Raw genomic sequence first — 14,237 nt, forward strand, 5'->3', positions numbered from 1 at the left:
GCAGAAGACGTATGTGTCCGCCGTCGCCGCCCGCGGTACCTGGGTGGCGCAGGGCGCGGTGGTGCTGATGCCCGTGGGGCTGATGCTGTTCCTGGGGGCATGGGGGATCCGCCGCCAGGACGCCATATGGAGGGACGAGGCGGTCACCTACGACATGGCGCACCGCGGCCTGGCCGACCTGTGGCACACGCTCCAGCACGTCGATGTCGTGCATGGCCTGTACTACGCGCTGATGCACCTCTGGTTCGCCGGCTACGACGCCACCCTCCGTGGCACTTTCGGCGATGCGGTCGGGCTGCGGCTGCCGTCCGTAGTGGCGATGACGGTCGCTGCCGCCGGCGTCGCGCTGCTGGGGCAGCGCCTGGTCGGCCGGCGGGCGGGGCTGCTGGCGGGCTTCACCTTCGCGCTGATCCCGGTCGTCCAGCAGTACGCGCAGGAGGGCCGCTCATACGCGATGGTCTGCGCGCTGGTCGTCTGGGCCACGTATGTGCTGGTGTTGGCCGCGACCCGGCCGCGCAAAGGGCTGTGGGCCGGCTATACGGCGCTGATGCTGGCCGCCTGCCTGCTGCATGAGTTCGCGGTGCTGGCGCTGCCCGCGCAGGGCGCCGCGGTGGTCCTGGCGCGGCTGCCCCGCCGCGTACTGCGTGCCTGGCTGCTCGCCTCGGCCGCCGTCCTTGCCGGTCTGGCGCCGCTCGCGGTGTTCAGCACCCGCCAGTCGGCCCAGATCAGCTGGCTCATGTGGCCGGACCCCCTCCAACTGCTGACCTTCGCCGTGCTCGCCGTCCTCGGCATCGCCTGCGCCCGCGTCCGGATCCGTTCCCGCGGCCCCATCGGGCTGCGGGCCCTCGGCGTCCCGCTGCTGCTTCTGCCCACCCTCCTCCTGCTGCTGCTCTCCCATGTCGAGCCGGCGTACGTGGACCGCTATGTCCTCTACTACGTCGTCGGGTTCGCGCTGCTCGCGGGCGCCGCGCTGGCGCGGCTGCTGCGGCCGGCCGGTGAGCGGGGCCAGACCCGTGGCCGGCGACTGCGTCGGGCGGCGGCGGTGGCGCTGCTGCCGGCGGCGCTGCTGCCGGTCAACGTCCATCTGCGCAGCCCGGACAGCCGGGTCGACGATGTCACCGCGGTCGCGCACGCCGTACGCGCGGTGGCCGAGCCCGGCGACGGGTTGCTGTTCATGCCGGCCCGGCGGCGGATCTGGCGGGCGACCCTGCCGCACGAGTTCCGCGGGCTGCACGATCTCGCGCTGGCCAAGAGCCCGTTGGCCTCGCACACCCTCTACGGCACCGAGCGCGCCGGCGATGTGATCCGCGACCGGATGCTGGCCGCCCGCCGGATCGTCGTCGCCGGGGACCCGGACGGTCAGCCGGCCGATGACAGCGGCCAGGAAATCGCCAAGCGGTCCACGCTGCGCGCCGCCTTCGAGATCTGTGGCAGCAGGGAGGTCCGGGGCGCCCGGATCACGGTGTACGGGCGGCCGGGGGCATGTGGTGGGGGAGGCGGTCGGTAGGCGGGGGCTCGGCGAGGGGGAGGTGAGCCGGGGGGCTTGGCGGTGCTTTCCGGGGGCGGCGTAGGTGTGGGCGGCGTATGGAGGGGGCGGCCGGGCGGGGCGGTGGTGCTGGTCCCGGCCGGGCGGCCTCTGGGGCTGTTCCCTGCCGGGTCATTCCCCGCCCGGTCATCCCGCCCCGGCCGTTCGCCGCTCGGTCACCCCCGGCTGGTCACTCCCTGCCGGCCGTTCCTTGACTGGTCGCTCCCCGTCCCCTCATTCCCCGTTCTCCGATGGCCCCTCCCGAGCCGGCCGGAAGCTGCGGACCAGCTCGATGCGCCCGACGATGTGCCGGTTGAACTCCGCCAGCTCCTCGGCGGGGACCCACAGTTCGAGGATCGTCTCGCCGCCCGCCTGCCGTACCGGATAGCGCGCGGCGAAGTCCGCCTCGATCTCGAAGCGGGTGACATGGCCGACGCCGGAGGCCGGCACATTCCAGTCGCGGGCGATCCGTATCGCGTAGTCCTCGTTGAGCACGGGATAGAAGATCGGCTGGTCGGGCAGGCGCGGCGGCCAGGCGCGCCAGCCGGAGGCCTCGACCAGGGCGAGCTCCTCGGGGCCGGTGGGTCGCCAGAGGGTGAGGGTGGTGGGCGCGGCCTCGCTCCGGGGCGACGTCTCGATCATGCTCGTACGGTATGGCGCCGGGGCGGGCGGGCGCGCGGTGATTTCGGGGCGCGGGGTCGGCGGGCGGTGGTGGGGGAGCCGAGGGGAGGGGCACGGGCCGGGCGGCAGTGAGGGAGCCGAGGGCGCGGGCCGGGCGGCGATGGAGGAGCCGAGGCCACCGGGCCGGGCGGTGTGCGCGGTTCCGGGGGGCGGACGGGCGGTGGCGCACGGTGGCTGTACGCCGGAGTGGTCATGACTGCGTCGTCCGCCGCGAGTCTTCGCCCCCTACAGAAGGGACTCCGGCCTACGGTGCCCATATGAGCACCTCCCCGGAGTACGCCACCTTCCACTTCCACGCGCTGCACCACGCCGATCAGCCGCTGCTGCTGCCCAACGCCTGGGACGTCATCTCGGCCGTCGCACTCGCCGGGGCCGGATACGCGGCAGTCGGCACCACGAGCCTGGGCGTCGCCGCGGCCCACGGCTACCCGGACGGGCGCGGGCTCGCCGAGGTCCGGGACGCCACGGTGGCGCTCGCGCTGCGGCTCAATGGTCGGCTGGCCTGCCCCTACACGGTCGACGTGGAGGGTGGCTTCGGCGGCGATGCAGGCCAAGTGGGGGATCTGGCCGCAGAGTTGGCGGAGGCGGGGGCGGCCGGGCTGAATCTGGAGGACGGGCTGCCCGGCGGCGAGGGGCTGAAGGATCCGGTGCAGCAGGCCGAATTGATCAGCGCGGTGAAGGAACGGGCCCCGGGCCTGTTCCTCAACGCCCGGATCGACACCCACTGGCTGGCGGACAACCCGCCGCCCCTCTCGGTCACGCTCTCGCGCGCCGAGACGTATCTGGCCGCGGGCGCGGACGGCGTCTTCGTGCCGGGCGTCGTCGCCGACGAGGAGATCTCGACCCTGGTCGCCGAGGTCCCCGCCCCGCTGAACATCCTCTTCGCTCCCGGCCGGCACACCGTCAGCCGTCTGGCGGAGCTCGGCGTACGCCGCATCAGCACCGGCTCCCTGCTCTTCCGGACCGGCCTCCAGGCCGCTCTCACGGCGGCGGACGCCATCCGTACCGGCCAGCAGCCGGCGGAAGCGGCCGGGGCGGCCGGCGAGGTCCTGGGCTACGCCGAGGTACAGCGGCTGGTGGGGGAGGAGGAATAGGTTCAGGCCTGCTGGCTGCGGCTTCCGTGCCGTCGACGGTGGACGGTGAGGGCCGTGGCGGCCACGCCCAGCACACCGGCGCCACCGATCAGGCCCGCCTTGGGCAGGTGGCCGGCCTTCTCCGCGAGTCCGACCAGCCCGTCGTCGGGCAGCATGATCGAGGTCCGGCTCTCCGAGGAAACGCCGGGCTCGGCGGCGAAGGCGGCGCCCGTGGGGAGCAGCAGCACGGCCAGCGCACCGGTGGCCACGGTGGCGGTACGGATCACGGAGCGGCGCTGGGCCCGCATGGGTACTCCTCGTCGTGGGCGGCCCGGGCCGCCGTAGGGATGCGATAAAGAACGCGATGAGAGTCAGCACGCTACGGAGCGTCCTTAACGGCGACCCATCTGTTGTGTAACAGTCACCGAGATCTCTGGGATCGGTCCTGTGAAGGAACGCCCGCGCAGGCCGGGCCAAATCCATCGAATTCCCCCCTTGGTCGTGCCCATTCGACGCGCCCACCCCAGCCGCTCTCACCCCCCGACCGCTACGACACCCTCCGGCTCACCAATCGATGTCATCCGGCGGCTCCGGCAGCTCCTCGTCCTCCGGCTCCGGTACGGCGTGATGCGCCTCGCCCGCCCCAGCCACCTGCGCGGCACCGGCGGCTGCGCCCACGTCCGCGCCCACGCCCTCCGGAGCCTCTCGCCCGGCCAGCACATCCAGGATCGGCTGGCCGTACTTCGCGAGCTTGTTCTCGCCGACACCGCTGACCGTGCCCAGCTCGGCCATCGTCGTCGGCCCGAGCGTGGCGATCTCCCGCAGCGTCGCATCGTGGAAGATCACATACGCGGGCACGCCCTGCTCCTTGGCCGTACGGCCCCGCCAGCCGCGCAGCGCCTCGAAGACCGGTAGTGCCGCCTCCGGCAGGTCCGCCGGTACCGCGCGCTTGCCCTTCGCCTTCGTCCGGGCCGCCCGCGCCGCCTTCTCCGGCTCCCGCCGCATCGGCACCTCGCGCCGGCCGCCCAGCACCTCGCCGCTGGCTTCCGTGAGCACCAGCGTGCCGTAATCACCCTCGACGGCGAGCAGCCCCTGCGCCAGCAACTGCCGTACGACGCCCCGCCATTCGGCCTCCCGGAGGTCGGCGCCCACGCCGAAGACGCTCAGCCCGTCGTGATCGAACTGGATGACCTTGGCGGTCTTCTTCCCCATAAGAATGTCGATGATCTGGCCCGCGCCGAACTTCTGCCCGCGCTCACGCTGGAGCCGTACGACCGTGGACAGCAGCTTCTGCGCGGGCACCGTGCCGTCCCAGGTCTGCGGCGGGGCCAGGCACGTATCGCAGTTGCCGCACGCGCTGCTCTCCTGCCCGAAGTAGGCCAGCAGCCGCACCCGCCGGCACTGCACCGTCTCGCACAGCGCCAGCATCGCGTCGAGATGGGCCGCCAGTCGCCGCCGGTGCGCCTCGTCGCCCTCCGACCCGTCGATCATCTTCCGCTGCTGCACCACATCCTGGAGCCCGTACGCAAGCCAGGCCGTCGACGGCTGCCCGTCCCGCCCGGCGCGCCCCGTCTCCTGGTAGTAGCCCTCCACGGACTTCGGCAGATCCAGATGGGCCACGAACCGGACATCCGGCTTGTCGATGCCCATTCCGAACGCGATCGTGGCGACCACGACCAGTCCGTCCTCCCGCAGAAACCGGCCCTGGTGCTCGGCCCGCGTCCGCGGATCGAGCCCCGCGTGATACGGCACCGCCGCGATGCCGTTGTCCACCAGGAACTGCGCGGTCTTCTCCACCGACGCCCGCGACAGGCAGTAGACGATCCCGGCGTCTCCGGCGTGCTCGTTCCGCAGCAGCTCCAGGAGCTGCTTCTTCGGCTCGCTCTTCGACGCGATCCGGTACTGGATGTTCGGCCGGTCGAAGCTCGCCACGAAATGCCGGGCGTCCGCCATCCGCAGCCGTGAGGTGATCTCGGTATGCGTGGCCTCGGTCGCGGTGGCGGTCAGCGCGATCCGCGGCACCTCGGGCCACCGCTCGTGCAGCATCGACAGCGCCAGATAGTCCGGCCGGAAGTCATGGCCCCACTGGGCGACACAGTGCGCCTCGTCGATCGCGAAGAGGGAGATCTTCCCGCGGTCGAGCAGATTCAGCGTCTGCTCGACCCGCAGCCGCTCGGGCGCCAGATACAGCAGATCCAGCTCTCCGGCCAGGAACTCCGCCTCGACGAGCCGACGCTCCTCCAGATCCTGCGTCGAATTCAGGAACCCGGCCCGCACACCGAGCGCCCGCAAGGCGTCGACCTGGTCCTGCATCAACGCGATCAGCGGCGAGATCACCACCCCCACACCGCTTCTGACCAGCGAGGGAATCTGATAACACAGCGACTTGCCGCCACCGGTGGGCATCAGGACGACCGCGTCCCCGCCCCCTATGACGTGCTCGATGATCTCCTGCTGGCTGCCGCGGAACGCGTCATACCCGAACACCCGGCGCAGCACCTGCACCGCCTCGCCTGCGTCCGAAGCGCCTTCCACATCCATGTCCACGACCACTTCCACGTCCGCCAGAGCCATTCCGAAAGCCTACGAGCTTCGCGGGGGTCCCCGTCGACCCTGTGGATAACTCACACCGTCCGGCGCCGTCAGCCGGCCCTGCGGCGCCGATGCCAGTACGCCACCGTCACCCACCCCAGAAGCGGGCCCCAGGCCAGCAGCGGCAGATAGGAGACGGTCATCACCCAGGCCGCCACGCCCTTCGGGGCGCCGGGGTCGGACATCTCCTCGCCCCAGCCGAACGACGACACCACCGTGATCACGGTGACCGCGGCGGCGCCCAGTGAGGCGGGGACCACGGCGGCCGGGACGGGAATGCGCCGCCCGCCAGGACGGGCACCCGGCGCGGCACCCGCTCGCCCCATGGCTGGACCAGTCCGAGGGTGAGCAGCCCCAGCCCCTCGGCAACCAGGCTCAGCCCGATCAAATACAGCGACGTCCACCCGGGGAAGTTGCTCCGGTGCAGCGGATGACTCACATCGAACCCGGACGGCACCCCGAAGGCTATGGCGCACCGCCACAGCCCCGACGGCAGCAGCGTCAGCGGCGCGGCATGCGCCGCCCACCGCACCGGACGGGGTACGAGCGGGCGCACCGCGGGCGTCGTCATCGGGTGCCGGCCCCCTCGGCCTGCTTCCCCCACCCCGTCGGCAGCGGCGGCAGCTCCGCATGCCTGACCTTGAAGCCGCCCTTCGTCACCGCGGCGAAGGGAGCCGGTGCCATACACGTGCCGACATGCGGGAAGACGGCCTTGCCATTGACGACGTCGACGTTCGACACGGCCCAGGAGAAGCCGATCCGCCCCTTGCCGGGCCCACCGCTCGTGACGCTGAAGCCCAGCCGCTCCCCGATCTCGTCGGGGTCCTCGGACTTGGTCACTCTGGCGCTGAGCGTCGCGGTGCCGCCCCCGGTGACCAGGCAGTCCACCGCGGCCTCCGCACGCCGGCCCTGCCCCTTCCCGGGCGACCAGTGGGAGACCGTGACAGTGCCCCGTGCGTCGGTGGGCATCCCCTGAGGCAGCCCGCCGACCGGCCGGCTGAACGGGGCAGCTGTCGCATCGACGGAGAAGCGGATCTCGTCATGCGGCGAGTAGGCGTAGAAGACGCGCGCCTGGCCACTCACCCGGGCGAGCCCGGTCGGCGCCTTCGAGACGGCCGCGGCACCCGAGGGAGCAGCGGACGCGGCGGGCGTACTCCCCGTCAGCCCGACGAGCACGGCCACAGCGGCACCGGCTCCCACTACGGCCCTACGACGGCGAGAACTGGCGAAGCCCGTACCGGCGAGGCACGACGAACGAACGGAAGAAGTAATGCCGGGCACGATGAACTCCTTCAATACGCAGCAGCCTTGACGGCCACCGCCCTGTCGATGACACCTCCCATCTGACGCCGGGCCGCGGCGCCCGGCCATCTGCCGATCAGCGGATTCCGGGCGCCGAAGCGGGCGTCCTCTCTGCCGTTCGGCGGAGGGAGTGCCCGGGCGGCCGCTCGTAGGATCGACGGCGTGGGCCGATGCACGCCTTGAGCAGCCAGGGCGGCGCATGGCCATACAGCGATACGGGGGCTGTGCCCGCCCGTGGCGGGCGGTACATGGGGGGTGGGCCTGGATGAGGCGTCACATGGGGACGGGCTTAACGGGCTGCGCAGCCCTGCTCGCTTTCCCCCTCGCGTACGGCACCTGGCCGGCGGTCCCCTACGGAGCCGTCCCGGCCCTCGCGTCCGCCGCCCTGCTCCTCTGGGCCGTTGCCCGTTGGCCGGGCTCGCGTGACCGCCTCGCTCGCCCGTTGGCGCTCGTCGGAAGCCTGTCGCTGATGACCACAGTGGCCTGCGACCCTCCGTCGGCGCCCTGGGGGTCCGTATGGCGGCTGGCCGAAATGGCGATGCTGCTGATGCTCCTTGCCGTAGTGGCGCGTTGGGCGCCGCTCCGGCAGGCGGTGATCGCGGCTGTGGTGGCAGGGGTGGCAGTCGCGACATGGACGCTGCCCCTTGTCCCGGACCCGTCCGTATTGCCGCTGGCCGGTGCCGCTGCGTTCTGGACGCTTCCGGTGCTGGGCGCGGCCGTTGTGGGCGGCTATCCACGGCTGGTGGAGAATCGACGGCGCCGGCTGGTCATCGAGACCCGGCGCTCCCAGCAGCTCGAACTCGCCCAAGATCTGCATGACTTCGTCGCCCATGACATCAGCGGCATCGTCGCGCAGGCACAGGCCGCCCGCTTCGTGGCCGAATCCGACCCGGGTCAGGCCCTGCCGGCACTGGAACGCATCGAACGAGCCGGCCTGAACGCCTTGGCGTCCATGGACCGCACCGTACGCATGCTCCACGAGGCACACGGCAACGGCATCAGCCGCCCGGACGCGCCCACACCGCCGCAGGCCCGCCCAGCAACAGATGACCCCAGGCCATCAGAGGCCCACCAACCACCTCCTGCCTCCCAAACACCTGACGCCCTCAACTCACCACCCGCCGCCCCACCGCCCCAGCAGGCCCCCACACTCCCCGCCCCACCCCTGGATTCCACGCCCCACCCCGAGCCCCTACCAGGCGTAGCCCAACTCCCCACCCTCATCGCACGCTTCACCTCCGCCGGAGCCACCGAGGCTCGCCTCACCATGCCGCCCACCACCCCCGAAACCCTCTCCCGCGAGACCAGCTCCACCGCCTACCGGATGGTCGTGGAGGCCCTCACCAACGTCCGCCGCCACGCCCCGGGATCAGCCCGCGTCGAGGTGACCCTCACCCCAGCCACCGGCAGCGACCTCACCGCCCACCCCCGGGTGCCCACCCTCGAAATCCAGATCACCAACGACGCCGGAACCGCTCCCGCCACCGCCCTCCGCGCCCGACGGCAACGCGCCGGCCACGGCGGCCGCGGCCTGGCCTCCCTGCGCGCACGCGTCCAGGCGACCGGCGGAACCCTCACCTACGGCCCGCACGACGGCGGTTGGCGGCTACGGGCCGTACTCCCGCAGACCCACCCGCTCCCCCCGGAGACGACATGAGCGGCACCCCCACCCGCATCCTCCTGGCCGACGACCAGGACGACGTCCGCAGCGGCTTCCGGCTCGTCCTCGACTCGCAGCCGGACATGACCGTCATCGGCGAGGCCGCGGACGGCGCCACCGCCCTCGAACTGGCCCGCCACCTGCGGCCGGACGTCGTCCTGGCGGACATCCGCATGCCCCGCCTCGACGGGCTGGAACTCACCCGCCTGCTCGCCGGGCCCGAGTCCCCCCGGCCGACCAAGGTGGTCGTCGTCACCACCTTCGACCTCGACGACTACGTCCACACCGCCCTGCACCACGGCGCCTGCGGCTTCCTGCTCAAACGCTCCGGCCCGAACCTGCTGATCGAGGGCGTCCGCGCAGCCATGGCGGGCGACGCGCTGATCAGCCCCCAGATCACCGTACGACTCCTCCGCCGGCTCTCCCCGCCGCCGCCCTCGCACCCCCACCCCCACCCCGGCCCCGGCCCGGACGCCCTCACGGACCGCGAACGCGACATCGCCCGCCTGGTGGCCCGAGGCCTCACCAACCAGGAAATCGCCACCGAACTCGTCATCTCAGCGGGCACGGCCAAGACCCATCTCGCCAACATCCAAGCCAAGCTGAAACTCCGCAACCGCGTCGAAATCGCCGCCTGGTCCTGGCGAACCGGCCTCACCCCACCGGCCTCATAGCCTCCCCGCCCACTCCGGCAAGCGGCTGCTGATCGGGCCGCCCACCCCCAGGCAGCCTGATCGCGCACGCGTTCGAAGCGAGGTGAGGGGGTTCCGTTGTCCCTGGTTTCGCGTGATGAGTGCCGATGACGCCGACCGATATCTGCTTCCTGGATGCCACCGACCTGGCCGCCCGGATCCGGACGCGGGAGCTGTCCCCGCTGGAGGTCGTCCGGGCGCACCTCGAGCGATCGGCCTCGGCAGCGACGTCGCGATCTCGATGCGCGGATCGGCCCACTACACCGGCATCGTCGCGCTCAAGGCGACCCACGGCCGGATCTCTTTCACCGGCCACTGGCCGGACAGCCTGCGCCGCTACTGGCACGTGGGCCCGATGGCGCGCTGTGAACGCCGCGCCGGCTGGTCGGCTGGGCAGGGGTGGTTGACGGGTATTCAGGTTCGGTTGTCCGGCCGGCGTCTGGCCGGCATATGGACCCGGGGTGTCCAGTCGCACCGACGGATGGTCGGCATCGTGATCGCGATGCCGACAGCTCCGCCGCGCCACGGGCCGCTGCTTCACGCGCCATCCATAGGATCGAACATCCGCATACGGTCCAGCACTCCGTCCGCCGTTGGCTGCTGCAGTTCGTCGACGATCCTGCCGTCGGCGAGGAAGACCACGCGGTCGGCGTAGGAGGCGGCCACCGGGTCGTGCGTAACCATGACGATGGTCTGCCCCAGCTGCTGGACCGACTCCCGAAGCAGCCGCAGCACCTCGGCCCCCGCCCGGGAATCGAGGTTCCCGGTGGGCTCGTCCGCGAAGATGATCTCCGGCTGATTCAGCAGCGCGCGGGCGCAGGCGACTCGCTGCTGCTGACCGCCGGACAGCTGAGGGGGCCGGTGGGCCAGCCGCTCCCGCAGGCCCAGCGTGGCGATCACTTCGGTGAGCCATTGTTGGTCCGGGCGCTTCCCGGCGAGGGACATCGGCAGCGTGATGTTCTCCATGACGGTGAGGGTCGGCAGCAGATGGAACGCCTGGAAGATGAACCCGATCCGGTCCCGGCGCATCAACGTCAGCTGCCGGTCCGACAGCTTGGCGAGATTGACCTCGCCGATCCAGGCCGCGCCGGAGGACGGGGAGTCGAGCCCGGCCAGACAGTGCATCAGGGTGGACTTTCCGGAACCCGAGGGGCCCATGATGGCCGTGAAGTGACCTTGGTGGACGTCGAAGGACACCTGGTCCAACGCTGTTACCTGGTGGCCGCCCATGTCGTGGACCTTGGTGAGGTCGCGGGCAGCGGCTGCCGGGGGATGGTCCGGACGGCCCAACGGGGGGTGCGACGGGATCATGCGCGGCTCCTCATCTGTAGTTCCTGACCGTCGGTTTCTGATCGCCGGCCCTGGTGCCGACCCGTCGCTGTCGGCTCGGCGCCGTCGGTTCCACGGGCGTCAGCCCTGTCGGCACCGGCTCCGTCGGCCGTGGTGTGTCCGGCCGTGTACGGGGGCGAGGCGTGGAGGTGGCGAGCCGTGATGGCGCCGCCGGCGAGGGCGAGGAGCACCACCAGCAGCGCGGCCCCCAGCACGGTCGGGAAGAGCCCGAAGGCTTGGGTGGACACGGCCGCGAGGGTGGGGCCCAGCGGGGAGATGGCCTGGGCGAGGAAACCGGTCCCGCTGTGCACCCGGCCCTGGAGCTCAGCCGGTGTCATCCGGATCTGCACGGTGGCCAGCAGGACGGTGACCACCGGTCCACAAGCGGAGGCGAGAGCGAGCAGGAACGCGGCAGCCCAGCTGTCGTGGACGGTGGCAAAGCCCACCAGCGCCACAGCGATCACGCCGGTGGACAGGGCGATCCCACGCGTCGCTGGGAGACGTCGGGCTGCCGGAGCGGCGATCAGGGAGCCTCCCAGGGCCCCGGCCCCGATCGCCGCGGTCTGCGCCCCGATGCCCAGAGCGGCCTGCGCCCCGCCGTCGGCCGAGGCGATGACGACGATCAGCAGGCCGTTGAAGACCAGGTTGAGGACGGCCGCGTTGACCGCCGCGTACCGCAGGAACGGCGAGCGCCACAGGAAGCGGATTCCTTCGCAGGCGGCCTTCAACGTGGGCCGCCCGACGCCGACGGGGCCGGCCCTCGACGGCAGGGCCGCCATACAGACGGCCGCGACGAGATACGTGGCGGCGTCGAGGGCGAAGACCCACACCGGTTGCGTGGCGAGCAGCGCGCCGCCGGCCGCCGGCCCGGCGATCAGGGTCGCGGCCGTCCGCGCCTGGGTCAACGACAGCGCCCTGGCGAGGAGATCGGGGTGGACGAAACTCCGGATGGCGACGTTCTCGGCCGGGGACAACGTGCTGCCGACCATGCCCAGAAGCAGCGCGGCAAGTGTCAGCACGGGCAGCGAAAGGGCATCCCGTGCCTGAACCAACGCCAGAGTTACCAGAATTGCCGCACCGAGCAGATTGCCGCCGAGCAGTAGCGCCCGGCGGTCGAAACGGTCCGCGAACACCCCGGCAGGCAGACGGGCCAGGAGAACGCCCGCGGACAACGCCGTACTCGCCAGTCCCGCTTCCCGTACGTCCCCGGATGCCTGTAACGCGACCACCGGCAGTGCGACGATCGAGGCGGACGTTCCGAATGCCGACGCGGCCTCCCCGCCGAACAACAGCCAGAAGGGTCTGCCCAGCGTCGGCCTCGACGGCACTGCCATCATTGCCCGCTCCGGGCGAACTGCCGCTGGACGGACAGCAGCGGATGGGCGGTCATGGCCGCGGGAACGCCGAGCGCCACCACGGCACCCGCCAATACACCGACGGTCCATGGGCCGTCGAACGTCGGCAGCGGGCCGAGGCCGAGCGTCACGGACAGTGGGACCAGGCACACCACGGCGACGAGGCCGGACAGCACCACCCCGATCGCTCCCGCGCCGAGTGCCTCGTAGAGCACACAGCGCAGCATCTGGAACCGACTGAGGCCCAGGGCCCGCAGATGGGCGCGCTGCGCCACCCGGTCACGCTGTGCCAGCGCACTGGTATTGGCCGCCGCCAACAGCGCGTACGCCGCGACCACCGCCGCTATCAGGCGAGTGGCCAGATCGTCGGCGGGACTGCGGGTGAAGGTCTGCGCGTAGTCCTCGCGTGAGGCGATGGTCTGGCCCTTTGCCACTGGCCAGGCGCTGCTCGGTCCGGTCAGGAAAATGCGGTCGGCGGTGGGAGAGGTGGTGTGCGCGAGCGCGGTGGCTCGCGGGAGAATCATGTGGGGAAAGGCCAGGTCGCGTGCGTAGACGGCGACGAGGGTGAGCCGCTTCGGCGTCGCGTCGGCCAGGGTCAGTTCCACGGACTGGCCGACCTTCCACTTCGCCTGGTCCGCGAATTCGGCACCCGCGGCGAAGGTGCCTTCGCCCACCTTCGTGATGTCGCCCTCTCGCTCGGACAGGTTCACCACTCGCGACAGCACGCGTCCGTCCACTCCCCAAGCACGGGTCGGCTTGGGCGCTGAACGGCGTTTGGGGCCAGGCACAGTGACCTTGGTGGCTATCACAGGGGTGGCGGTGGCTCCGGAGAGCGGGCCGGGCGTGGCCGGAAGCCGGGCGCCGGGTTCCGCGCTGATAACAGCGTCGGCTCGGAGCGCCGCCTCGACCTCCTGCTGGGCCGCGCGCCCCATGGTGGTGCCGCCGCCCAGCAGACAGGCGGTGACTCCTGCGGACAACAGGACGGGAACGGCCAGGGCCGTGGTGCGCGCGGGCGTTGCCCGCAGGCCGGCAGCGGCGATGGTGCCCACGCGCCGGTCCAGCACGCGCAGGACGGCGCACACCGGGCCCGTCAACGGCGGGATGACCCACGGGGCCAGCACGGCCAGGGTGGGGATGACGAAGAGCGCCAGTCCGGGGGCGACACCGGCGCGTACCTTCGGAGGCAGCCCCGGGACTGCCATGACGACCAGCAGCGGGGCGCAGAACAGTGCCGCCATGGACAGACCGGTGATCAGCCGGGCCCGGCTGCGCTTGGTCCCCGGCCCACCCTCGTGGTCCTTGAGGAGATCGATCGCGTTGACCCGCCCGGCGGCCCGCACGCTCAGCAGCGCGGCGAGCACGCTGATGACAACGGTTCCCAGGCACACGGCGACGCAGGCACCCCAGGTCTGGGCGGGCGGCGGCAGTTCGGTGGCGGCGGGGAATAACTTCTGTTCGATGAGGATGCGGCGTCCGAGTCCTGCCAGCGGCAGTGCTCCGGCCGCGGTGCCGAAGGCCGCCGAGACGAGGGCCAGGCGCGCCACGTCCACGGCCGCCATACGCCGCAGCCGTGCGGCGGTCATCCCCAGGGCCCTGAGGACGGCGAACTGCCGCAGCCGCTGTCCGGTCCACAGCGAAACGGTGGAGCCGATGACCAGTACCGCGCACATCAGCAGCAGGGACATCAGCAGTGCCATGATGTCCTGGGTGCTCTTGGCGGCGGCCGCTTCGGGAGAGTCCGCCGGGTGATCGGCAAGGCTCGCGCCCAGCAGCAGGAGCAGGCAGGCCCCGACACCCGCCGCGGTGGCGCAGCATGCTGTCGCCGCGCCGATGACCCGCCCGGGATAAGCCCGTATCTCCGACAAGAGGAGGCGGGTCGGGGTGGCACGGGTGATGGTCAGTGGGGGCGGGGTGGGGAGCGCTGCAGACACGGATTCCTGTCCTCCACGGGGCGATACGCTGGAGACGGTGCGGGGAGGCCACCCTCATCGTGGCCTCCCCGCACTGGTCTCTCATGGATGAGAGCTA

General features: G+C 71.8%; 13 protein-coding genes. 4 read left to right on the plus strand and 9 right to left on the minus strand.

What is annotated here, in order from left to right:
• Window positions 1-67: 67 nt before the first annotated feature.
• Window positions 68-1,507 (plus strand): glycosyltransferase family 39 protein, encoded by a 1,440-nt coding sequence (locus tag TU31_RS19035; protein ID WP_370682748.1) that lies wholly within the window; start codon window positions 68-70, stop codon window positions 1,505-1,507.
• Between the two features lie 252 nt (window positions 1,508-1,759).
• Here the strand turns inward: TU31_RS19035 and TU31_RS19040 are convergent, their stop codons facing one another.
• The gene (locus TU31_RS19040) at window positions 1,760-2,167 is read right to left on the minus strand and encodes a hypothetical protein (RefSeq protein WP_042156123.1); all 408 of its coding nucleotides are present in this window, start codon (window positions 2,165-2,167) and stop codon (window positions 1,760-1,762) included.
• Window positions 2,168-2,463: 296 nt separating this feature from the next.
• Between TU31_RS19040 and TU31_RS19045 the strand changes: the two genes are divergently transcribed.
• Window positions 2,464-3,300, plus strand: coding sequence for an isocitrate lyase/PEP mutase family protein (locus TU31_RS19045; RefSeq protein ID WP_042156125.1), 837 nt, complete (start codon window positions 2,464-2,466; stop codon window positions 3,298-3,300).
• A 2-nt stretch (window positions 3,301-3,302) separates the two neighbouring features.
• On the opposite strand, the gene TU31_RS19050 is transcribed toward TU31_RS19045, so the two are convergent.
• The 5 genes from TU31_RS19050 to TU31_RS19065 all read right to left on the minus strand — a co-directional run bounded on the left by TU31_RS19050 (window position 3,303) and on the right by TU31_RS19065 (window position 7,053).
• Entirely contained in the window at window positions 3,303-3,587 is a 285-nt protein-coding gene (locus TU31_RS19050; protein ID WP_042156128.1) for a hypothetical protein, read from the minus strand.
• A gap of 256 nt (window positions 3,588-3,843) precedes the next feature.
• Window positions 3,844-5,820: a DNA helicase RecQ gene (gene recQ, locus TU31_RS19055; RefSeq protein WP_107070725.1), complete on the minus strand. Its 1,977-nt coding sequence runs from the start codon at window positions 5,818-5,820 to the stop codon at window positions 3,844-3,846.
• Window positions 5,821-5,921: 101 nt separating this feature from the next.
• Window positions 5,922-6,086, minus strand: a complete 165-nt coding sequence (locus tag TU31_RS39820; protein ID WP_245698600.1) for a hypothetical protein — start codon at window positions 6,084-6,086, stop codon at window positions 5,922-5,924.
• Between the two features lie 5 nt (window positions 6,087-6,091).
• Window positions 6,092-6,442, minus strand: a complete 351-nt coding sequence (locus TU31_RS19060; RefSeq protein WP_245698601.1) for a hypothetical protein — start codon at window positions 6,440-6,442, stop codon at window positions 6,092-6,094.
• Window positions 6,439-7,053, minus strand: coding sequence for a hypothetical protein (locus tag TU31_RS19065; RefSeq protein ID WP_078885851.1), 615 nt, complete (start codon window positions 7,051-7,053; stop codon window positions 6,439-6,441). The genes TU31_RS19060 and TU31_RS19065 overlap by 4 nt, the downstream gene beginning before the upstream one ends.
• A gap of 589 nt (window positions 7,054-7,642) precedes the next feature.
• On the opposite strand from TU31_RS19065, the gene TU31_RS19070 reads away from it, so the two are divergent.
• Window positions 7,643-8,830 carry a sensor histidine kinase gene (locus tag TU31_RS19070; protein ID WP_158894534.1) on the plus strand — a complete coding sequence of 396 codons (1,188 nt, stop codon included), beginning with the start codon at window positions 7,643-7,645 and terminating at the stop codon, window positions 8,828-8,830.
• Window positions 8,827-9,507: a response regulator gene (locus TU31_RS19075; RefSeq protein ID WP_042156133.1), complete on the plus strand. Its 681-nt coding sequence runs from the start codon at window positions 8,827-8,829 to the stop codon at window positions 9,505-9,507. The genes TU31_RS19070 and TU31_RS19075 overlap by 4 nt, the downstream gene beginning before the upstream one ends.
• 555 nt (window positions 9,508-10,062) lie before the next feature.
• Here TU31_RS19075 and TU31_RS19080 read toward each other — a convergent pair.
• Genes TU31_RS19080 through TU31_RS19090 form a run of 3 tightly spaced genes read right to left on the minus strand, consistent with a single transcriptional unit; the run spans window position 10,063 to window position 14,140 of the window.
• Window positions 10,063-10,836 (minus strand): ABC transporter ATP-binding protein, encoded by a 774-nt coding sequence (locus TU31_RS19080; RefSeq protein ID WP_042156136.1) that lies wholly within the window; start codon window positions 10,834-10,836, stop codon window positions 10,063-10,065.
• Window positions 10,833-12,182, minus strand: a complete 1,350-nt coding sequence (locus TU31_RS19085) for an MFS transporter (RefSeq protein WP_158894537.1) — start codon at window positions 12,180-12,182, stop codon at window positions 10,833-10,835. Before TU31_RS19085 ends, TU31_RS19080 begins: the two co-directional genes overlap by 4 nt.
• 5 nt (window positions 12,183-12,187) lie before the next feature.
• The gene (locus TU31_RS19090) at window positions 12,188-14,140 is read right to left on the minus strand and encodes an FtsX-like permease family protein (protein ID WP_042156141.1); all 1,953 of its coding nucleotides are present in this window, start codon (window positions 14,138-14,140) and stop codon (window positions 12,188-12,190) included.
• Between the last annotated feature and the right edge of the window lie 97 nt (window positions 14,141-14,237).

It is taken from the genome of Streptomyces lydicamycinicus (assembly GCF_000829715.2).
Classification (GTDB): Bacteria; Actinomycetota; Actinomycetes; order Streptomycetales; family Streptomycetaceae; genus Streptomyces; species Streptomyces lydicamycinicus.